The organism is Micromonospora purpureochromogenes (assembly GCF_900091515.1).
Classification (GTDB): Bacteria; Actinomycetota; Actinomycetes; order Mycobacteriales; family Micromonosporaceae; genus Micromonospora; species Micromonospora purpureochromogenes.
In genome coordinates this window covers 1,470,166-1,490,482 of sequence record NZ_LT607410.1, presented here as the reverse complement: position 1 = coordinate 1,490,482, position 20,317 = coordinate 1,470,166, and the positions used below count along the sequence as shown (strand labels likewise).

Sequence of the window (20,317 nt, the reverse complement as noted above, 5' to 3'; positions counted from 1 at the left end):
CGACCGGCTCACTCCCACTCGATGGTGCCCGGCGGCTTGCTGGTCACGTCCAGGACCACCCGGTTTACCTCGGCGACCTCGTTGGTGATCCGGGTGGAGATCCGGGCGACCACCTCGTAGGGCAGCCGGGACCAGTCGGCGGTCATCGCGTCCTCGCTGGAGACCGGGCGCAGCACCACGGGATGCCCGTAGCTGCGCCCGTCACCCTGCACGCCGACGCTGCGCACGTCGGCCAGGAGGACCACCGGGAACTGCCAGACGCCCCGGTCCAGGCCGGCGGCGGAGAGCTCCTCGCGGGCGATCAGGTCCGCCTGGCGGAGCAGGTCCAGCCGCTCCTGGTCGACCGCGCCGATGATCCGGATGGCCAGGCCCGGGCCCGGGAACGGGTGCCGCCAGACCATCGCCTCGGGCAGCCCCAGCTGGAGGCCGAGCGCCCGGACCTCGTCCTTGAACAGCGTGCGCAGCGGCTCGACCAGGGCGAACTTCAGGTCCTCCGGCAGGCCGCCGACGTTGTGGTGGCTCTTGATGTTGGCGGTGCCGGTGCCGCCGCCGGACTCCACCACGTCGGGGTAGAGGGTGCCCTGGACCAGGAACTCGACGTCACCGTGCGAGGCGATCTCGCGGGCGGCGGCCTCGAAGACCCGGATGAACTCCCGGCCGATGATCTTGCGCTTCTGCTCCGGGTCGGTGACCCCGGCCAGCGCGCCGAGGAACCGCTCCTGCGCGTCGACCACCTTCAGCTTGATGCCGGTCGCCGCGACGTAGTCCTTCTCCACCTGCTCGGCCTCGCCGGCGCGCAGCAGGCCGTGGTCGACGAAGACGCAGGTGAGCTGGTCACCGACCGCCTTGTGCACCAGCGCGGCGGCCACCGCGGAGTCCACGCCGCCGCTCAGGCCGCAGATGACCTCCTTGTCGCCGACCTGCGCGCGGATCCGGGCGACCTGCTCGTCGATGATGTTCTCGGGCGTCCAGGTCGGCTCGATCCCGGCGATGTCGTACAGGAAGCGGGTCAGCATCTCCTGGCCGTGCGCGGTGTGCCCGACCTCCGGGTGGAACTGCACCCCGGCCCGGCGGCCGGCCAGGTCCTCGAAGGCGGCGACCGGGGCGCCGGCCGACTCGGCGGTCACCGTGAAGCCCTCGGGGGCCTCGGTCACGCAGTCGCCGTGGCTCATCCAGACCGGCAGGTCGGCCGGCAGATCGCGCAGCAGCACGCCCGGCTCGAGGAGGCGGGGGCGCAGCGGGGTGCCGCCGTACTCGCGGTTGCCGGTCTTGGCGACCGTGCCGCCGAGCGCCTGGGCCATCGCCTGGAAGCCGTAGCAGATGCCGAAGACCGGCACGCCGGAGTCGAACATCCCGGCGTCGATCTGCGGGGCATCCGGCGCGTAGACGCTGGACGGGCCGCCGGACAGGATGATCGCGGCCGGGTCCTTCGCCAGCATCTCGGCGACCGGCATCGAATGCGGGACGATCTCCGAGTAGACCTTCGCCTCGCGCACCCGGCGCGCGATGAGCTGGGCGTACTGGGCTCCGAAGTCCACCACCAGGACGGGGCGAGGCGTGCTCATGTGCAGAAAGCCTACCGACAGTCACCCCCGGCCCCGGCAGCGGCCGGGCTCCGGGCGTGCCGCGTCACGTCCCCGCCGGTCAACCGGCCGACCGCCGCCGCCGGCCGGCCGCGCCTCCGGTGCCCCCGGTCCGGCCCGGGCGATCAGCCGCGCAGCGCGCCGGGGGCCTCCGCCGGCACCGCCGGGCGGTACGGGGCCACCGGTTCGACCCGGGCGTACGCCTCGCCGAGCGGCGGACGGGGGTCGTCCTCGCCCTTGTTCGGCCAGCAGGACATCGCCCGCTCCGCCTGGGCGGTGATCGTCAGCGACGGGTTCACGCCGAGGTTCGCCGAGACCGCCGCCCCGTCCACCACGTGCAGCCCCGGGTGGCCGTAGACCCGGTGCCACGGGTCGATGACCCCGTCGGCCGGGGACGCCCCGATCACCGCCCCGCCGAGGATGTGCGCGGTCATCGGGATGTTGAACGGCTCGGTCAGCGCGCCGCCCGGCGTACCGCCGATCTCCTCGGCGAGCAGCCGGACCGCCTGGTTGCCGGCCGGAATCCAGGTCGGGTTGGGCGCGCCGTGGCCCGGGCCGGAGACCAGTCGCCGGCCGAAGAGGCCGCGCCGGAACCGGGTGGTCAGCGAGTTGTCCACCGACTGCATGACCAGGGCGATCACCGTCCGCTCCGACCAGCCGCGCACCGACAGCATCCGGGCCGCCAGCCCCGGTTGCCGGACGATGCTGCCCAGCCAGCGCCGGACCCGGTGCGGGCCACCGTCGACCAGCAGCGACTGGAGCAGCCCCATCGCGTTCGAGCCGCGGCCGTAGCGCACCGGCTCGATGTGGGTCTGCGGGTCGGGGTGGAAGGAGCTGGTGATCGCCACCCCCTCGGTGAAGTCCACCCCCTCGGCGCGGGCCCGCCCGCGGGGCACCGAAGCGCCGAGGATCGCCTCGGAGTTGGTCCGGGTCAGCTCGCCGAGCCGGTCGGACAGGCCGGGCAGCGCCCCGGTCGCCTTCATCTCGTGCAGCAGCCGCTGGGTGCCCAGCGCCCCGGCGGCGAAAACCACCTGGTCGGCGTGGACGACCTGCCGGCGCCGCCGCAGCCAGGCGCCCGTCCGCTCGGTGTGCACCTCGTACCCGCCGTCGGGCGCCGGCCGGACGGCGGTCACCGTGGTCAGCGGGTGGACCTCGACGCCGAGCCGCTCGGCCAGCCAGAGGTAGTTCTTGACCAGGGTGTTCTTCGCGCCGTGACGACAGCCGGTCATGCAGGAGCCGCAGTGCGTGCAGCCGGTGCGCTCCGGGCCGACGCCGCCGAAGTACGGGTCCGGGACCCGCTGGCCGGGGCGGCCGATGTGCACGCCCACCGGGGTGGCGTGGAAGGTCCGGCCGACCCCCATCCGCTCGGCGACCGCGCGCATCGCCCGGTCCGCGCCGGTGTCGACCGGGTACGTGGTGACGCCGAGCATCCGCTTCGCCTGGTCGTAGTGGCGGGCCAGCTCGTCGCGCCAGTCGGTGATGCCGCGCCACTGCGGATCGTCGTAGAAGGCGTCCAACGGCTCGTAGAGGGTGTTGGCGTAGACCAGCGAGCCGCCGCCCACCCCCGCCCCGGAGAGCACCATCACGCCGCCGCCGGCCTTGCGGTCGGCCGAGCGGAGCAACGTGATCCGTTGCAGGCCGTAGCAGCCGAGCTTCGGCGCCCAGAGGAAGCGCCGGGCCCGCCAGGAGGTCTGTGGGAACTCGTCGTCGGCGAACCGCCGGCCGGCCTCCAGAACGCCGACGGTGTAACCCTTTTCGGCCAGCCGGAGCGCGGTGACGCTGCCGCCGAAGCCGGACCCGATGACGACCACGTCGTACCGCATGAACGCATCATTACCGCTGAGTAGCCATCGCGCCAGCGCCAGTTTTCGCGCGATCATGATCGCGTCCACCGATCCGTCCGGCCACGCCCGCAACTCGGGGCCCCCGTCGGAGCGTTGTTTCAACGGGGGTGCCGAGCATGGCTCACGAGACAGGGGCGCGACGACCGCGCCGGGTGCTGCTGCTGGCCGCCCTCGCCGCGGTGGTCCTGGTCGCCGGGGGCGCCCTGGTGGTGAACCGGCTGGTCAGCGACGACGGGCCGCAGCGCCGGCCGGGCGCGGTCGCCGCCAGCGCCACCGCGACCGCCACGCCGAGCACCGCCGCCGAGCCCAGCCCGACCGCCCCGCCCGGGGCCGGCATCACCGGGCCGCTCAACCTGCTGCTGGTCGGGGTGGACACCCGGGTCAGCGTCCCCGGGTGGGAGCCGCACAGTGACGCGGTGCTGGTGCTGCACGTGCCGGCCGGGCTGGACCGGGCGTACCTCTTCTCGCTCCCCCGCGACCTGCTGGTGGACATCCCGGCCTTCCCCACCTCGGGCTACCGGGGCGGAAAGACCAAGCTCACCCACGCGATGGGCTACGGCAGCCGGGTGCCGGGCAAGCCCAAGGAGCACCGCGTCGCCCAGGGGTACGAGCTGCTGCGCAGCACGGTCAGCGGATACACCGGGCTGCGGTTCGACGCCGGCGCGGTGATCACCTTCAACGGCTTCGACAAGCTGGTGGACACCCTGGGCGGGGTGGACATCTACGTCGACCAGCGGGTGGTCTCGCTGCACCGCCGGCCGGACGGCAAGCACCGCGACCCGGCGCCCTCCGGCGGCGGCTACGTCGGGCCGCAGATGGTCTACGAGAAGGGCCAGCGGCACCTCAACGGCTGGCAGGCGCTGGACTACGCCCGCCAGCGCTACATCGCCGGCGGCGACTACGCCCGGCAGCGCCACCAGCAGCAGCTCATCCGGGCGCTGACCGCCAAGATCCTCGACGAGAACCTGGCCCGCCAGCCGGACCGGGTCCAGCAGGTGGTCGACGCGCTCGGCGACACCCTGATCTACGCCGGCGGTCCCCGCATCGTCGATTTCGCGTACGCCCTCGGTGGGCTGAGCGTCGACCGGTTCACCCCGGTCGCGCTCCCCGGCAGCGGGGTGGGCAAGGGCAGCGCGTACCGGGGTGAGGAGCTCAAGCCGGTCGGCCGGCAGTTCCTCACCGCGCTCAAGGCCGGCGACGCCGAGAAGTTCCTCGCCGCCCACCCCGAGCTGCGGGTGAAGAACTAGATTCGCTTCGGGGCCGGCGGGCGCTCGGTGCCGTGCAGCCAGGCGGCGAAGAGCTTGTCGAGCTGCTTGCCGGAGACCCGCTCGGCGACCGCGACGAAATCCTCGGTGGTGGCGTTGCCGTTGCGCTTCTCCGCCGCCCAGGTCTTGAGGATCTTGAAGAACGCCGCGTCACCGACCGCCACCCGCAGCGCGTGCACGGTCATCCCGCCGCGCTGGTAGACCGACTCGCTGAACAGGTTCTCCCGACCGGGCTCGGCCGGCGGCGTCTGCCAGAGGCTGCTGGACGAACCGGCGTACCGCCGGTCGAAGGCCGCCTGGGCGGTGCCGGTGCCCCGGTGCTCGGCCCAGAGCCACTCGGCGTAGGTGGCCAGCCCCTCGTTGAGCCAGATGTCCTGCCACTTCGCCAGCGAGACGCTGTTGCCGAACCACTGGTGGGCCAGCTCGTGGGCGACCACGCCGGTGTTCTCGCCGCCCCGGAAGAAGCCCGCGCCGTAGACCGGGCGGCTCTGCGTCTCCAGCGCGTACCGGATCCGCTCGTCGGCGACCACCACCCCGCCGTACGCGGCGAACGGGTACGGCCCGAAGACGCTCTCCAGGTAGTCGGCGACCTCCGTGGTGCGGGCCATCGACGCGTCGGCGGCCCCCTTGCCGAGCTTGGTGCTGACCGCGCTGAACACCGGCCGTCCCTTGTGCTCGCCGGTCTCGACCCGGTAGTCCCCGATCACCACGGTGCTCAGGTAGCTGGCCATCGGGGCGGCCTCGGACCACTTCCAGGTGGTCCAGCCGTCGGCGTCCGAGCGCCCCTTCGGCACCCCGTTGCTGACCGCGGTCAGCCCCTTCGGGACGGTGATCTCGACGTCGTAGGTCGCCTTGTCCGAGGGGTGGTCGTTGACCGGGAACCAGGTGCTCGCCGACTCCGGCTGGCCGAGCGCGATCGCGCCGTCGGTGGTGTGCAGCCAGCCGCCCTCACCGAGCACCTCGTTGGCCAGCGGCTCCGGCTTTCCCCCGTAGCTGATCTCGGCGGTGAAGCCGTTGCCGGCGGTGAGCCCGGCGGCCGGGGTGACGATCAGCTCGTCGGCCTCGCGGGCGTGCCGGGCCGGCGCGCCGTCCACGGTCACCTTCCGCACGGTCAGCCCGGCCAGGTCCAGGTGGAACGCGGACAGGTCGGCGGTGGCCGTCGCCTGCACGGTGGCGGTGCCGGTGAGCCGGTCGGTCGCCGGGTCGTAGCGGACCTTGACGGTGTACCGCCCGACGTCGTACCCGCCGTTGCCGTAGCTCGGGAAGTAGGCGTCGCCGACGCCGGCCGCGCCCGGCGCGAACTGCCGCCCGGCCGTCGGGGCCGGTGCCGTGGCCGGCGCCGGCCGCGGCTCCGGGTCGGACCCGCACCCGGCGAGCCCGAGGGCCGCCACCGTCACCAGACCGACTCCCCGCCGCATCCGCGCCATGGCCACCCGGCACCTCCCCGTGTCGTCGGCGGCAGCCTACCGACCGGCGATCACCCGCGGATCACGGCAGGGCGGGCGCGACGCCGCCGGCCAGCCAGGCGTCCAGCAGGGGGCGCAACGGGCGGCCGGCGACCCGCTCGGCGTACCCGGCGAAGTCGGCGGTGCTGGCGACGCCGCCGCGCCGCTCCTCGGTCCAGCCGCTCAGCAGGCGGAAGAACGTCTCGTCGCCGACCGTCCGGCGCAGCGCGTGCACCGCGAGGGCACCCCGCTGGTAGACCCCGTCGCCGAACATCGCCGCCCGGCCGGGATCGACCGCCGGCTGGGACCAGTCGGTGACGGCGTGCCGCAGCTCGAAGGCACGCTGCGCGGTCCGGCCGCCGTCGTGCTCCGTCCAGAGCCATTCCGCGTACGTGGCGAAGCCCTCGTTGAGCCAGATGTCCTGCCAGCTCGCCAGCGAGACGCTGTCGCCGAACCACTGGTGGGCCAGCTCGTGCACCACCACCGACGGGTTCGGCCGGCCGCCGGAGAAGAAGCCCGGCCCGTAGACCGGGCGGGACTGGGTCTCCAACGCGTACCCGATCCGGCTGTCGGTCACCACGATGCCGCCGTAGGAGTCGAACGGGTACGGCCCGAACCGGCTGGCGAGAAAGTCCGCTATCTCGCCGGTACGGGCCAGCGAGGCCGCCTCGGGGCCGGTCGCCGGCAGGTTGGCCGGTACCGCCGTGACCATCGGTCGGCCGCCGTGCGTGCCGGTCTCCACCCGGTAGTCGCCGATCACCAGGGTGGTCAGGTAGCTGGCCATCGGCGCGCGCTCGGCCCACCGCCAGGTGGTCCAGCCGCCGGTGCTGCTCCGCTCCCCCGGCACCCCGTTGCTCAGCGCGGCCAGCCCGTCGGGGACCGTCACCTCGATGTCGTAGGTGGCCTTGTCGGACGGGTGGTCGTTGACCGGGAACCAGGTGGCCGCCGACTCGGGCTGGCCGAGGGCGATCGCCCCGTCGGCGGTATGCAGGAACCCGCCGCTGCCCAGCTCGCCGTCGGGGACGGCGGTCGGCACCCCGGCGTAGTCGACCTCGACGGTGAACCCGGTGCCGCGGGGCAGCCCCCGCGGCGGCGTGATCACCAGCTCGCTGCCGTCGCGGCGGTGCCGGGCCGCCGCCCCGGAGACGGTCACCCCCGAGACGTCCATCCCGATCAGGTCCAGATTGAACCGGGAGAGGTTGCCGGTGGCGGTCGCGGTGACGGTGGCCCGGCCGGTCAACCGGTCGGTCGCCGGGTCGTACCGCACGCGCAGCCGGTAGCCGGAGACGTCGTAGCCGCCGTTGCCACGACCCGGGACGTACGGGTCACCGGCGTCGGCGGCGCCGGGCCGGAACTCGCTGCGGTCGTCGCGGTCGGACGTGCAGCCGGCGGTCGCCAGGGTCGTCGCCGCCACGACGGCGGCGACGTGCAGGACGCTGGACCGGATACGACGCACCGGCCGAGCCTAATCGGCGCGACCGGTGCGTAGGGGCGGTTTTGTCCGGGTCAGCGGTCCAGGACCAGGCCGACCTTCTGGAACTCCTTGAGGTCGCGGTAGCCGCACTTGGCCATCGCGCGGCGCAGCCCACCGAAGAGGTTGAGCTGGCCGTCCGGCTCGTCGGCCGGGCCGAAGAGCAGCTGTTCCATCGAGCCCAGCGGCTCGCCGGCGATCTCGAACGCACCGCGCGGCAGCGACGGGTGGCTGGCGGCCGAGTGCCACCAGGCGCCACCGGCCGGCGCCTCCGCGCAGAGCGACAGCGCCTCGCCGAGCATCACCGCGTCCGCGCCGCAGCCCAGCGCCTTGGCGATGTCGCCGGAGGTCTGGATGTCGCCGTCGGCAATCAGGTGCACGTACCGGCCGCCGGTCTCGTCCAGGTAGTCGCGGCGGGCCGCGGCGGCGTCGGCGATCGCGGTCGCCATCGGCACCCGGATGCCCAGCACCGACTCGGTGGTGGACCAGTCGTCGCCGCCGATACCGACGATCACGCCGGCCGCGCCCGTCCGCATCAGGTGCAGCGCCGTCTTGTAGTCGGTGCAGCCGCCCACCACGACCGGCAGGTCGAGGTCGGCGATGAACTCCTTGAGGTTCAGCGGCTCGTCGGTCGTCGAGACGTGCTCGGCCGAGACGATGGTGCCCTGGATGACCAGGATGTCGACGCCGGCGTCGAGGATCACCGGGGCCAGCGCCAGGGTGTGCTGCGGGGAGACCCGGACGGCCACCGTGCCGCCGCCGGCGCGCAGCTCGCGCACCCGCTCGGCGATCAGGTCGGGGCGGATCGGCTCGGAGTAGACCTCCTGGAGCCGCTTGGTCGCCCGGGCGTCCTCGCCGAGGCCGGCCAACTCCTCCAGGACCTTGGTCGGGTTCTCGTACCGGGTCCACAGGCCCTCGACGTTGAGCACGCCGAGCCCGCCGAGCTGGCCGAGCCGGACGGCGGTGGCCGGGCTCATCGTGGCGTCCGACGGGTGCCCGACGCAGGGAATGCCGAACTGGTACGCGTCGAGCTGCCAGCTGGTGGAGACGTCGTCGACGTCCCGGGTCCGGCGGCTCGGCACGATGGCGATGTCGTCCAGGTGGTAGCCGCGCTGCGCGGTCTTGCCCAGCCCGATCTCGACCACGTCACGCATGGGGACTCCAGGTGGTTGGGGGTGATGGTCAGCGGGAGTGGTAGTTGGGCGCCTCGACGGTCATCTGGATGTCGTGCGGGTGGCTCTCCTTGAGCCCGGCCGCCGTGATCCGGATGAGCTGGCCGCGGCGATGCAGCTCGGGGATGCTCTCCGCGCCGACGTACCCCATCGCGGCGCGCAGCCCACCGATGAGCTGGTGGGCGACCGCGGAGAGCGGCCCCCGGTAGGGCACCTGGCCCTCGACGCCCTCGGGGACCAGCTTGTCCTCGGCGAGCACGTCCTGCTGGAAGTAGCGGTCCTTGGAGTAGGACTTGCCCTGGCCGCGGGACTGCATCGCGCCGAGCGAGCCCATCCCCCGGTACGCCTTGTACTGCTTGCCGTTGATGAAGATCAGCTCGCCGGGGCTCTCCTCGCAGCCGGCCAGCAGGCTGCCGAGCATCACCGTGTCGGCGCCGGCGACCAGCGCCTTGGCGATGTCCCCGGAGTACTGGATGCCACCGTCGCCGATCACCGGCACACCGGCCGGGCGGGCGGCCCGCGCGGCCTCCATGATCGCGGTGATCTGCGGTACGCCCACCCCGGCGACGATCCGGGTGGTGCAGATCGCGCCCGGGCCGACCCCGACCTTGACGCCGTCGGCGCCCGCGTCGACCAGCGCCTTCGCCCCGGCGTACGTGGCGATGTTGCCGCCGACGATGTCGATGCCGGCGTCCTTCTTGAGCTGGCGGACCATGTCCAGCACCGCGCGCTGGTGACCGTGCGCGGTGTCCACGATGATCACGTCGACGCCGGCGTCCACCAGCGTCCGGGCCCGCTTGTACGCGTCGTCGCCGACGCCGACCGCCGCGGCGACCCGGAGCCGGCCCGCCTCGTCCTTGGTGGCGTTCGGGTACTGCTCGCTCTTGGTGAAGTCCTTGACGGTGATCAGCCCGCGCAGCCGACCCGAGCCGTCCACGATCGGCAGCTTCTCCACCTTGTGCCGGCGGAGCAGGTCGAGGGCCTCGTCCTTGCTCACCCCGACCGGAGCGGTGATCAGCGGGGGGCGGGTCATGATCTCGTGGACCGGGGTCTCCGGCGCGGAGACGAACCGCATGTCCCGGTTGGTGACGATGCCGACCAGCTGCCCGTCGCCGTCGACCACCGGCACCCCGGAGATGCGGTAGCGGCCGCAGAGCTCGTCGACCTCGCGGAGGGTGTCGTCCGGGCTGGCGGTCACCGGGTTGGTGATCATGCCGGACTCGGAACGCTTGACCAGGTCGACCTGGAGCGCCTGATCCTCCAGCGAGAGGTTGCGGTGCAGCACCCCGATGCCGCCCTGGCGGGCCATCGCGATCGCCATCCGCGCCTCGGTGACCGTGTCCATGGCGCTGGACAGCAGCGGCACGGTCAGCTCGATGTTGCGGGTGAGCCGGGTGCGGGTGTTGACCCGGCTGGGCACCACGTCCGACTCGCCCGGCTGGAGCAGCACGTCGTCGAAGGTCAGACCGAGCGGCACCACCCGCGCCGAGCCGGCCGGCAGCTCCGGCAGGTGACCACCCGGCTCGCCGTTGCCGACGCCGCCGGGAAGATCAGTGCTGGGCGAATTCTCCACGATTGCTCTCCTGAGCTGCTCGGACGGGCTTCAGCGAGGTGGCGCGCGCGGGCACCGGCGCACGCCGAGGTGACGGCGCGTCGTTTCATCGTACCCATTGAGCTGGGCCGGCCCCGGCGGTGCCGGCGCGGGTCGGCGAGGCCACCGGGGTGGCCGGGGGGACGCGTCCGGCGAGCGTTGGGACTACGGTGAGGGGGTGCACGACGAGCCCATCGACCCGTTCAACGGCGACCCGGCCGATCCGGCTGCTGGCCTGCACGATCCCCGTGAGGACGACGCGCTCGACCCGCTGACGGAGGTCGAGCGCCAGGACGTCCTGGAGGACCTGGCCGACCTGGAGATCTACCAGGCCCTGCTGGCGCCGATCGGGGTGCGCGGGCTGGTGATCGAGTGCGAGGACTGCCGCGAGCCGCACTACTTCGACTGGGACCTGCTCCGGGGCAACCTGCGCCATCTGCTCAGCTCCGGCCGGCCGCGGGTGCACGAGCCGGCCTACGACCCCGACCCCGACCACTACGTCACCTGGGACTACGCCCGCGGCTACGCCGACGGGGTGCACGACACGCTGACCGAGGCGGCGGAGGAGGAGTCCCCCTCCGACGACTGAGCCCGGACGACTGTGCCCGACCGCGGAGGGCCGGCTCAGGCGACCAGGCCGGCGCGGAAACCGGCGGCCACCGCGTGCGCGCGGTCCCGGGCGCCTAGCTTGCGGAACAGCCGTCGGGCATGCGTCTTGACGGTGTCCTCGGAGACGAACAGCTCCCGCCCGATCTCGGCGTTGCTCTTCCCCTCGGCCATCCCGAGCAGCACCTGCAGTTCCCGCTCGGTCAGGCCGACGGCGCCGCGGCCGCTGCGCGCGCCGGGCGCGCCCCGCCGGCCGGTGGGCGCGGGCACCTCCGGCTCGGCGCCGGCCTCCGGCTCGGCCTCGTCGTCGCCGCGCTGCACCGGCACCACCGACGGCCCCCCGGGCCCCTCAGCCGGTCCGGCGGACCAGCCCGGGCCCGGCTTGCCCGGGGTACGCCCGGCCGAGGGCCGGGGCGGCGCGCCCACCGCCGCGGTGTCCCGGGCCGGGTCGGTGACCCGGTTCCGGGCCGTCCGGCCGGGGGCGGAGAGCAGCAGCAGCGCCTTGGCCACCGCGCTGGTCAGGTCGTGGTCGGTGCCCTGGATCAGGCCCCGGGCCCCGGCGTTGATCGTCGCCGCGGCGGCCTCGGACTCCTCGGCGCCGAGCAGCAGCACGGCGGCCTGCGGCGCGCGGGCGAGCACCCGGCGGACGAAGCCGGCACTGTCGGGTCGGGTGAGGGCGGTGTCGGCGAGCACGACGTCGACGGGGCGCTCGGCCAGCCGCAGCATCACCTCGGGGTCGGAGACGGCGGTCCGCACGACCGCGGCCAGGCCGAGCCGGGCGGCGGCCGAGGTCAACTGCTGCGCGGCGAGCGGTGTCCGGACGCAGACGAGAACGGTACGCACGGTGGTCTCCTCTCCGCAGAGAGCAGACCATGACCGGCTGGGCCGGGGTGGAGGTTCCCGGCAATCCTCCGAACTTTTCCGACATCCAGGGCATATGCCGCGAGTTGTCCGAGGTTTTCGATCACAGAAGTGTGAGTCGGGGAAAGGTCGGGTACCGAGACGCCAGGCCGGAAACGGTGCGCCTGCGCGGACCGCCGCCCGGACACCGGATGCGAACGAGACCTCCGCGGTGCCGCGCGGGAGGAGGGGTGCTGATGTCGAACGTACGTAGACTGCCCGGACCCATCGTCGACCTGTGGGACTGGCAGCGGCTCGGTGCCTGCCGGGGCCGCGACAGCGCGCAGTTCTTCCACCCCGACGGCGAGCGTGGCTCCTCACGGCTGCGCCGCGAGTCCGGCGCCAAGGCCGTCTGCCGGGCCTGCCCGGTCCGGGCCGAGTGCGCCGCCCACGCGCTGTCCGTGCGCGAGCCGTACGGCGTCTGGGGCGGCTTCAGCGAGTCCGAGCGGCTGCGGCTGCTCGCGCTGGGCTGGGAGGACCTGGCCGACCGCCGGCAGACCCGGGTCGACGTCGCCCGGCTGGAGGCCCGCCTGGGCCGCCCCCACAAGTCCGCCGTGCCGGACCAGCGCAAGGTCGCCTGACCCGGCCGCACAGACCTCGTCGACGCCGCACCCCGCACCGGGGCGCGGCGTCGTCGTGTCGGGGCGGACGCGACGGCCGGGCGAAGTCCCCGGATCGGTGCCGACCTGCGGCGGCCGGACGGGGTCGGCGAACGCTGTCGAGCTGATGTCGTCAACGACTCAGCGGCCGCCCTCCCTACCGTGAATCGTTGACGACATCAGCTCGACAGTGCTCCAGACCGCCGCGTCCCCGGTGCGGCACGCCGGGGACGCGGCGAACGCGGCCGGGTCAGCGGACGGTGACCTTGACCGTGTGCCAGCCGGTGGCGCCGTCCGGCTCGACCGGCTGTTCCCGGCCGGTCTGCGTCTCGCCGGTGGCATCGGTCGCCCGGACCTGGAGGGTGTGCTCGCCCGGGGTGGCGTCCCAGCGCCAGGACCACTGCACCCAGGTGTCCACCGACACCGTCGGGGCGAGCGTCGCCGCCCGCCACGGGCCGCCGTTGACGCGTACCTCCACCCGGCTGATCCCCCGGTGCTGGGCCCAGGCCACCCCGGCCACCATCACCGGGCCGGTGGTGAGCCGGTTGCGCGGGCGGGGCGTGTCGATCCTGGACTGCGTCTTGACCGGTCCCTGCGCCGACCAGCCGCGCGGCACCCAGTACGCGTCGAAGTCGGCGAAGCTGGTCAGCTCCAGCTCGGTCACCCACTTGCACGCCGAGACGTAGCCGTACAGGCCGGGCACCACCATGCGGACCGGGAAGCCGTGCTCGACCGGCAACGGCTCGCCGTTCATCCCGACCGCCAGCAGGGCGTCCCGCCCGTCCCGCAGCACCGCCGTCGGGGTGCCACAGGTCCAGCCGTCGACCGAGCGCCCCACCACCTGGTCCGCGCCCTCCTCCGGGTCCGCCTCGTCCAGCAGCTCCTTGAGCGGTACGCCCAACCACCGCGCGTTGCCGATCAGGTCCCCGCCCACCTCGTTGGAGACGCAGGCCAGGGTCACGTACCGCTCCACCATCGGCCGGGCGAGCAGGTCGGCGAAGCTCAGCTCGATCGGGTTGCGCACCCGTCCGTGGATCCGCAGCCGCCAGGTCTCCGGGTCGACCTGCGGCACCACCAGGGCGGTGTCGATCCGGTAGAACCCGGTGTTCGAGGTGACGTACGGGGCGAGCTGTGCCAGCGACAGGTCGGCGCCGGCCGGGACGACCGGGGCCGCCGCCGACGGGGTGGGCAGCGCGACCGCCCGGCGGGCCGCCGACACGCCCCGGCGACCGGCGAGCCAGTGCCCGCCCAGCCCGGCCACGGCGGCCCCGCCGGCCAGCACGCCGACCCCGCGCAGGAACCGGCGCCGCGACTCCGGGTCGGTGGTCTCCAACGGCTCCCACCCGGCCGGTGGGCGGCTCACCGGATCCGGGCCGGGTACCGCCTCCGCACCGGCGGCCGGGTCGGGCGCGGCCGGCGCACCGGCGGCCGGGTCGGGCGCGGCCGGCGCACCGGCGGCCGGGTCGGGCGCGGCCGGCGTGGACGGGCCGGGCAGGGGGGTCGGCGGGGTCCAGGGCCACGGGTCGACCTCCAGCGGGCCGGCGAGGAAGGCCCAGAGCACCAACCCGCCCAGCCCCGCCCCGACCAGCGAGGGCAGCGCGTCGGCGGCGTCCGCGCCGGCCCGGGTGAGGGCGGCGGCCACGCCGAGGGCGGCGAAGCCCGCGATGCCGGTCAGGCCGATCCACAGCCGGCGGACCGCCAGCAGCCCGAGCAGCGCGGCGAACGCGGCGAGCAGCAGCGCCGTCCCGACCAGCAGGGCGATCTTGTCGTACGTGCCGAACAGGGTGATGGCGAACTGCTTCAACGGCTCGGGTACGACGTCCACGACCAGCCCGCCGACCGCGATCAGCGGGGCGGACCGGGGGCCGGTCAGGACCGCGACCGGCTCGGCGACACCGATGGCCACGGCGGCGGCCGTGATCCCGGCGAGCGCGGCGAGGCCGCGGGGCGTGGTGCTCATCGGACCAGTGTTGTCGATCAACCGGACCGACCGCCAACCACGTCAGCGTTCCGTAATGCCCGCCGCGGACGCGTCAGGGCGCACCGTCTGGCGAGACGGTGCGCCCTGAGTCGGCGTACGCCCTGGGTCAGAAACCCGGGCCGTGCTGGTGGCCGTGACCGTGGCCGTGCCCACCGGCGGCGGCCGGCTCGGCCTTCTCCGGCTTCTCCACCACAAGGCTCTCGGTGGTGAGCAGCAGGCCGGCGATCGAGGCGGCGTTGGTGACCGCGTTGCGGGTCACCTTCACCGGGTCGATGATGCCGGACTTCACCAGGTCGACGTACTGGCCGGTGGCGGCGTCGAGGCCGTTGCCCCACTCCTTGCCGGCGACCTTCTGCACCACCACGTAGCCGTCGTGGCCGGCGTTCTGGGCGATCCAGCGCAACGGCTCGACCAGCGCCTTGCGGACGATCGAGACGCCGGTCTTCTCGTCACCGGTCAGGCCCAGGTCGTCGGCGAGCACCGGCAGGATCTGCGCCAGGGCGGCACCACCACCGGGCACCGTGCCCTCCTCGACGGCGGCCTTGGTCGCGGCGATGGCGTCCTCGATGCGGTGCTTGCGCTCCTTCATCTCGACCTCGGTCGCCGCGCCCACCTTGATGACCGCGATGCCACCGGAGAGCTTCGCCAGCCGCTCGGCCAGCTTCTCCCGGTCCCACTCGGAGTCCGAGGCCTCGATCTCCTTGCGGATCTGCGCGACCCGGTCGGCGACCTCGGAGGACTGGCCGCCACCGTCGACGACGGTGGTGTTCTCCTTGTCGACCACGACGCGCCGGGCGCTGCCCAGCACCTCCAGGCCGACCTGGTCGAGCTTGTAGCCCAGCTCCGGGGCGACCAGCTCGGCGCCGGTCAGGATCGCCATGTCCTGGAGCATCGCCTTGCGGCGGTCGCCGAAGCCGGGGGCCTTCACCGCGCAGACCTTGAGGGTCTTGCGGATCGAGTTGACCACCAGGGTCGACAGCGCCTGGCCCTCGACGTCCTCGGCGACGATCAGCAGCGGCTTGCTGTTCTGGAGGACCTTCTCCAGCAGCGGCAGCAGCTCCTCGATCGCCGAAATCTTCTGCGTGGTGATGAGGATGTACGGGTCCTCCAGGACCGACTCCTGCGACTCCACGTCGGTGACGAAGTTCGGCGAGATGAAGCCCTTGTCGAACTGCAGACCCTCGGTCACCTCCAGCTCGGTGGTGAGAGCGGAGCCCTCCTCGACGGTGATGACACCGTCGCGGCCGACCTTCTCCATCGCCTCGGCGATCAGCTCGCCGATGGTGGCGTCCTGCGCGGAGATGGTGGCGACGTTCGCGACCGCCTCCTTGCTGGAGACCTCGACGGCCCGCTCGAGCAGCGCCTCGGAGACCTTGGCCGCCGCCGCGTCGATGCCCCGCTTGAGACCGGACGGGTTGGCCCCGGCGGTCACGTTGCGCAGGCCCTCGCGGACCATGGCCTGGGCCAGCACGGTCGCGGTGGTGGTCCCGTCGCCGGCGACGTCGTTGGTCTTGGTCGCCACCTCCTTGACCAGCTGCGCACCGAGGTTCTCGTAGGGGTTGGTGAGCTCGATCTCCTTGGCGATGGTCACGCCATCGTTGGTGATCGTGGGCGCACCGAATTTCTTGTCCAGGACGACGTTGCGCCCGCGCGGGCCGAGGGTGACCTTGACCGTGTCCGCGAGGGCGTTGACACCGTGCTCGAGCAGGTGCCGGGCGTCGTCCGAGAAGCTCAGGATCTTCGCCATGAATGTCCCTTCGAAGCGCCGTTGCCCCGGCCCGGCGAGCCGGACCGGGGCAACGACACTGATCGGTTGCTTACTTCTCGATGACCGCGAGGACGTCGCGGGCGGAGAGCACCAGGTACTCCTCGCCGGCGTACTTGACCTCGGTGCCGCCGTACTTCGAGTAGATGACGGTGTCGCCGACGTTCACGTCAACCGGGATCCGGTTGCCCTTGTCGTCGATGCGGCCCGGGCCGACAGCGAGGACGGTGCCCTCCTGCGGCTTCTCCTTGGCGGTGTCGGGGATCACGATGCCCGACGCCGTGGTGGTCTCAGCCTCGTTCGCCTGGACCAGGATCCGGTCCTCGAGCGGCTTGATCGCAACCTTGGTCGCGGTAGTCACGGGCATACCCTCCTGGGGTACTGGTTTCGTTGCCGGTCGACCGGGGCCGACCAGCGTCAATCTGCCACATGCCACCGGGCGGGGCCGTCGTCGCGGGTGCCGGTCCGCCTGGCGTTCAGCGCCCGCGCCGGATGGCCCGGGAGCTGGCACCCTCGGGGTGAGAGTGCTAATCGCAGGTTATTCCTCGGCTAGCACTCCGTCAAGGAGAGTGCCAGCGCGTCGCGCCCGAACGGCCACGATCGACGGAGCAGGGGCCGGTCGGACGGCCCGGGGCGGGTCGGGAGAATGGGCGCGTGGACATCGACCAGCTCGCCGCGCTGCGTACCCCCGAGGGGTCGGCCGCGCTCGCCGCGGCGGCCGAGCTGGCCGGCGGCGACCCGCTGGCCTCGGCCGCCGCGCTGCGCGCCGCCGGGGTGCCGGCCGGGCTGGCCGCGTCCGCGCTGACCCAGGCCGAGCTGCGCCGCCGGGCGGTGGGCAAGTTCGGGCCGGCGGCCGGCGGAATGTTCTTCACCCGGGCCGGGCTGGAGCAGGCCACCCGCCGGCCGGTCGCGGACCGGCGCGCCGCGCGGCTGCGCGCCGCCGGCGTGCGCACCCTCGCCGACCTCGGGTGCGGCCTCGGCGCCGACGCGCTCGCCGCCGCCCGCGCCGGCATCCGGGTGTACGGGGTGGAGGCCGACCCGGTGACCGCCGCGATGGCCGCCGCGAACGCCGAGGCGGCCGGGCTGGCCGAGGAGTTCACCGTGGAGTGCGGCGACGCCACCGCGTTCGACGTGACACGGGTGGACGGAGTGTTCTGCGACCCGGCACGACGCCGGGCGGGCACCGGCCGGCGGATCTTCGACCCGAACGCCTACTCCCCACCGTGGGACTTCGTCATCCGGCTGGCCGAGCGGGTGCCGTACACGGTGGTGAAGGTGGCCCCCGGCATCGACCACGCACTGATCCCGGCGGGCGCCGAGGCGGAGTGGGTGAGCGCGGACGGCGACCTGGTCGAGGCGGCGCTCTGGTGCGGCCGGCTGGCCGAGGTGCCCCGGCGGGCCACCGTGCTGCGCGGCGACGTCGCGCACCGGCTCACCGGCTCGGGTGCGACGGAGGCGTCCGTCGGTCCGACCCGCCGCTTCCTGTACGACCCGGACCCGGCCGTGGTCCGCGCGCACCTGGTCGCCGAGCTGGCCGACACCCTCGGCGCGACGATCGCCGACCCGAGCATCGCCTACCTGTACGCGGACACCCCGACCGTGACCCCGTTCGCCCGCTGCCTGGAGGTCACCGACGTGCTGCCGTTCTCGCTCAAGCGGCTGCGCGCGCTGCTGCGGGAGCGCCGGGTGGGCCGGGTGGAGATCCTCAAGCGCGGCTCGGCGCTGGAGCCGGAGAAGCTGCGCCGCGACCTGAGGCTGGCCGGCGACGCGGCGGCGAGCCTGGTGCTCACCCGGGTCGCGGGGGCGCCGACCGTGCTGATCTGCCGGCCCGTCGCGAGCTGACGTCCGGCGTCCGGTTAGCGTGACCGGCATGGCGGGACAGGGCACTCCGGCGACGGCGCTGCTGGCGAAGCGGAAGATCCGGCACAGCACCCACCCGTACGACGTCTCCCCTGACGCGCCGAACTACGGGGCGCTGGTCGCCGAGGCGCTCGGGGTGCCGCCGGAGCGGGTGTTCAAGTCACTGGTCACCGAGGTGGACGGGGCGCTGACGGTGGCCGTCGTCCCGGTCACCGGCGAACTGGACCTCAAGGCGCTGGCCGCGGCCGTCGGCGGCAAGCGGGCGACGATGGCCGACCGGGCGGCCGCCGAGCGGGCCACCGGTTACGTCCGGGGCGGGATCAGCCCGCTCGGCCAGCGCAGGCGGCTGCCCACGGTGCTGGACTCCTCGGCGCTGGCGTACGACACCATCTACGTCTCGGCCGGCCGTCGCGGCCTCCAGCTCCAACTGGCCCCGGACGATCTGGTCGCGCTGACCGACGCCACCACCGCCGCCCTCGCCGCCCACTGATCAGTTCCGGCCGCCGGAAAGGAAACGGCGCCGGTGTGGAAACGATTCTGCACGCCGAAACTCGTCGAGCGGCAGAGCGGATCGGAGCTGCGGAGATCGCGCCTTTTCCCGCGTTACGGGATCGTTACGGGGGTCCGCCAAACTCGTGAGCTGGCAGTCTTGCGCCGCCGACACGGGTGGCAATACGTTGCCGCTCACAACAAAACAGCCTGCCACCACCCACCCCGAAAGGACCCGTGCAGATGCGCAAGGGCCTCCTCGCACTCACCGTCGTCGGCCTGCTGGCCGGCAACGGCGTGGCCGGTTGCGGCGACCAGCTCACCAGCGGCAGCGCGGCCGATGGCGCCAGGAAACCGAAGATCGGCGTGATCCTGCCCGACAGCAAGTCCTCCGCCCGGTGGGAGGGCGCGGACCGCAGGCAGGGCTCCGGCAAAGTCGTGAGGGGTGTCCGGCTTGAGGTGGTTGGTGCAGACGCGCCCTGGGTGTGGGTAGCAAGGCGGGCATGACCGCTCCGGAAGATCATCGAGGTTCTCGAGGCCTGTTGATCTATCTGAAGTGAGTCATGCCCGCGTTGCCATCATCGCTGATCTCATCGTTGTCAACCGCACCGGCCGGGACCTCTGTGGAGGATGGTGCGGGTGGGCTGCTCACGGCGTTGGCGGATCTGCCCGATCCTCGCGCCCGCCGTGGAGTACGGCACCGTCTGGTGACCGTGGTCGCCGCGGCGGTCTGCGCGGTCGTGGCCGGTTACCGCTCCTACACGGCGATCGGGGAGTGGGTCGCTGACCTGCCCGCCGATACCGCCGTCCTGCTCGGGATCGACGCAAGCCGCCGGCCGTCCGAGGCCATGATCCGCCGACTGCTGCAGGCCCTGGACCCCGAGGTGCTCGCCGTCGTGATCGGGACCTGGCTGGCCGGATGCACTCCCGCAGCGCCGGCAGGGTCGAGCAGGGCGATCGCCGTGGATGGCAAGACGATCCGCGGTTCCCGCACCGGCGACACGACCGCCCGGCACGTCCTCGCCGCCGCCGACCAGGCCAGTGGTGTCGTGCTGGCCAGCACCGACGTCAACGGTAAGACCAACGAAATCACCCGCTTCGCACCCCTGCTCGACCAGATCCCAGACCTGCACGGCGTGGTCGTGACCGCCGACGCGTTGCATTGCCAACGTGAGCACGTCGCCTACCTCGCCGAGCGCGGCGCCCACTGGATCCTCACGGTGAAGGGCAACCAGCCCAGCCTGCACCACCAGTTGGCCGCTCTGCCCTGGCGGGCCGTGCCTGACGCCGACCGTGACACCTGCCGCGGCCATGGCCGCCGGGAGATCCGCACCCTGAAGATCCTGTCCGTCTCCACCGGGATCGATTTTCCCCACGCCGCCCAGGCGTTGCAGATCCGACGGCGTCGACGCCGGCTCGACCAGCCGAAACGCTTCACCACCGAGACCGTCTACGCGATCACCGACCTGCTCGTTCACCAGGCCAGGCCGGCGCAGCTCGCCTCGTGGATCCGCGGTCACTGGTCGATCGAGAACAGAGTCCACTGGGTCCGCGACGTGACCTACGACGAAGACCGATCCCAGATCCGTACCGGCACCGGACCCCAGGTCATGGCAGCCCTACGCAACGCCGCCATCGGCGCCCTACGCCAGGCCGGCGTCACCAACATCGCCGCCGGCAACCGCCACCACGCCCGCGACAGCAACCGACCACTGGCCCTACTCGGCATCACCTGACGACTTTGCC

General features: G+C 73.3%; 16 protein-coding genes and 1 pseudogene. 7 read left to right on the top strand and 10 right to left on the bottom strand.

The features are described from left to right. Positions 1-8: 8 nt before the first annotated feature. The gene (gene guaA, locus GA0074696_RS07015) at positions 9-1,565 is read right to left on the bottom strand and encodes a glutamine-hydrolyzing GMP synthase (RefSeq protein ID WP_088960335.1); all 1,557 of its coding nucleotides are present in this window, start codon (positions 1,563-1,565) and stop codon (positions 9-11) included. Positions 1,566-1,708: 143 nt separating this feature from the next. Then, a complete protein-coding gene (locus tag GA0074696_RS07010; protein ID WP_088960334.1) occupies positions 1,709-3,406 on the bottom strand; it encodes an FAD-dependent oxidoreductase in 1,698 nt (565 codons plus the stop codon). A gap of 137 nt (positions 3,407-3,543) precedes the next feature. Here GA0074696_RS07010 and GA0074696_RS07005 point away from each other — a divergent pair, with 137 nt between their 5' ends. Next, entirely contained in the window at positions 3,544-4,674 is a 1,131-nt protein-coding gene (locus GA0074696_RS07005; RefSeq protein ID WP_088960333.1) for an LCP family protein, read from the top strand. Here the strand turns inward: GA0074696_RS07005 and GA0074696_RS07000 are convergent. From GA0074696_RS07000 to guaB, 4 genes are all read right to left on the bottom strand, one after another. Continuing rightward, the gene (locus GA0074696_RS07000) at positions 4,671-6,119 is read right to left on the bottom strand and encodes a M1 family metallopeptidase (RefSeq protein WP_088964402.1); all 1,449 of its coding nucleotides are present in this window, start codon (positions 6,117-6,119) and stop codon (positions 4,671-4,673) included. The genes GA0074696_RS07005 and GA0074696_RS07000 overlap by 4 nt on opposite strands. Before the next feature lie 61 nt (positions 6,120-6,180). Beyond that, on the bottom strand, positions 6,181-7,593 hold the full coding sequence (locus GA0074696_RS06995; RefSeq protein WP_088960332.1) for a M1 family metallopeptidase: 1,413 nt from the start codon (positions 7,591-7,593) through the stop codon (positions 6,181-6,183). Between the two features lie 50 nt (positions 7,594-7,643). After that, positions 7,644-8,762, bottom strand: a complete 1,119-nt coding sequence (locus GA0074696_RS06990; RefSeq protein WP_088960331.1) for a GuaB3 family IMP dehydrogenase-related protein — start codon at positions 8,760-8,762, stop codon at positions 7,644-7,646. Between the two features lie 28 nt (positions 8,763-8,790). After that, a complete protein-coding gene (guaB, locus tag GA0074696_RS06985; RefSeq protein ID WP_088960330.1) occupies positions 8,791-10,353 on the bottom strand; it encodes an IMP dehydrogenase in 1,563 nt (520 codons plus the stop codon). A gap of 196 nt (positions 10,354-10,549) precedes the next feature. Between guaB and GA0074696_RS06980 the strand changes: the two genes are divergently transcribed. Next, positions 10,550-10,960 carry a DUF5319 domain-containing protein gene (locus tag GA0074696_RS06980; protein WP_088960329.1) on the top strand — a complete coding sequence of 137 codons (411 nt, stop codon included), beginning with the start codon at positions 10,550-10,552 and terminating at the stop codon, positions 10,958-10,960. Between the two features lie 35 nt (positions 10,961-10,995). On the opposite strand, the gene GA0074696_RS06975 is transcribed toward GA0074696_RS06980, so the two are convergent. Then, a complete protein-coding gene (locus tag GA0074696_RS06975; RefSeq protein WP_088960328.1) occupies positions 10,996-11,820 on the bottom strand; it encodes a helix-turn-helix transcriptional regulator in 825 nt (274 codons plus the stop codon). A gap of 254 nt (positions 11,821-12,074) precedes the next feature. Between GA0074696_RS06975 and GA0074696_RS06970 the strand changes: the two genes are divergently transcribed. Then, entirely contained in the window at positions 12,075-12,458 is a 384-nt protein-coding gene (locus GA0074696_RS06970; RefSeq protein WP_088964401.1) for a WhiB family transcriptional regulator, read from the top strand. A 268-nt stretch (positions 12,459-12,726) separates the two neighbouring features. Here GA0074696_RS06970 and GA0074696_RS06965 read toward each other — a convergent pair whose 3' ends face one another. The 3 genes from GA0074696_RS06965 to groES all read right to left on the bottom strand — a co-directional run bounded on the left by GA0074696_RS06965 (position 12,727) and on the right by groES (position 16,589). Continuing rightward, positions 12,727-14,436: a molybdopterin-dependent oxidoreductase gene (locus GA0074696_RS06965; protein ID WP_088960327.1), complete on the bottom strand. Its 1,710-nt coding sequence runs from the start codon at positions 14,434-14,436 to the stop codon at positions 12,727-12,729. Positions 14,437-14,563: 127 nt separating this feature from the next. Beyond that, entirely contained in the window at positions 14,564-16,204 is a 1,641-nt protein-coding gene (gene groL / locus GA0074696_RS06960) for a chaperonin GroEL (RefSeq protein ID WP_088960326.1), read from the bottom strand. 70 nt (positions 16,205-16,274) lie between these two features. After that, entirely contained in the window at positions 16,275-16,589 is a 315-nt protein-coding gene (groES, locus tag GA0074696_RS06955) for a co-chaperone GroES (protein WP_088960325.1), read from the bottom strand. Positions 16,590-16,876: 287 nt separating this feature from the next. Between groES and GA0074696_RS06950 the strand changes: the two genes are divergently transcribed. From GA0074696_RS06950 to GA0074696_RS06935, 4 genes and pseudogenes are all read left to right on the top strand, one after another. After that, entirely contained in the window at positions 16,877-18,064 is a 1,188-nt protein-coding gene (locus tag GA0074696_RS06950) for a THUMP-like domain-containing protein (protein WP_088960324.1), read from the top strand. 28 nt (positions 18,065-18,092) lie between these two features. Continuing rightward, positions 18,093-18,572 (top strand): Cys-tRNA(Pro) deacylase, encoded by a 480-nt coding sequence (gene ybaK / locus GA0074696_RS06945; protein WP_088964400.1) that lies wholly within the window; start codon positions 18,093-18,095, stop codon positions 18,570-18,572. A gap of 242 nt (positions 18,573-18,814) precedes the next feature. After that, a pseudogene (locus tag GA0074696_RS06940) lies at positions 18,815-18,991 on the top strand (sugar ABC transporter substrate-binding protein); the annotation flags it as partial. A 203-nt stretch (positions 18,992-19,194) separates the two neighbouring features. Continuing rightward, positions 19,195-20,307, top strand: coding sequence for an ISAs1 family transposase (locus GA0074696_RS06935; RefSeq protein WP_172894136.1), 1,113 nt, complete (start codon positions 19,195-19,197; stop codon positions 20,305-20,307). Positions 20,308-20,317 lie beyond the last annotated feature (10 nt).

Bases quoted from the DNA above. Each gene is read 5' to 3' on its own strand.
- GA0074696_RS07010 (WP_088960334.1), bottom strand. From the start codon at position 3,406: ATGCGGTACGACGTGGTCGTCATCGGGTCCGGCTTCGGCGGCAGCGTC.
- GA0074696_RS07000 (WP_088964402.1), bottom strand. From the start codon at position 6,119: ATGGCGCGGATGCGGCGGGGAGTCGGTCTGGTGACGGTGGCGGCCCTC.
- GA0074696_RS07005 (WP_088960333.1), top strand. From the start codon at position 3,544: ATGGCTCACGAGACAGGGGCGCGACGACCGCGCCGGGTGCTGCTGCTG.
- guaA (WP_088960335.1), bottom strand. From the start codon at position 1,565: ATGAGCACGCCTCGCCCCGTCCTGGTGGTGGACTTCGGAGCCCAGTAC.
- GA0074696_RS06990 (WP_088960331.1), bottom strand. From the start codon at position 8,762: ATGCGTGACGTGGTCGAGATCGGGCTGGGCAAGACCGCGCAGCGCGGC.
- GA0074696_RS06965 (WP_088960327.1), bottom strand. From the start codon at position 14,436: ATGAGCACCACGCCCCGCGGCCTCGCCGCGCTCGCCGGGATCACGGCC.
- groL (WP_088960326.1), bottom strand. From the start codon at position 16,204: ATGGCGAAGATCCTGAGCTTCTCGGACGACGCCCGGCACCTGCTCGAG.
- ybaK (WP_088964400.1), top strand. From the start codon at position 18,093: ATGGCGGGACAGGGCACTCCGGCGACGGCGCTGCTGGCGAAGCGGAAG.
- groES (WP_088960325.1), bottom strand. From the start codon at position 16,589: ATGCCCGTGACTACCGCGACCAAGGTTGCGATCAAGCCGCTCGAGGAC.
- GA0074696_RS06970 (WP_088964401.1), top strand. From the start codon at position 12,075: ATGTCGAACGTACGTAGACTGCCCGGACCCATCGTCGACCTGTGGGAC.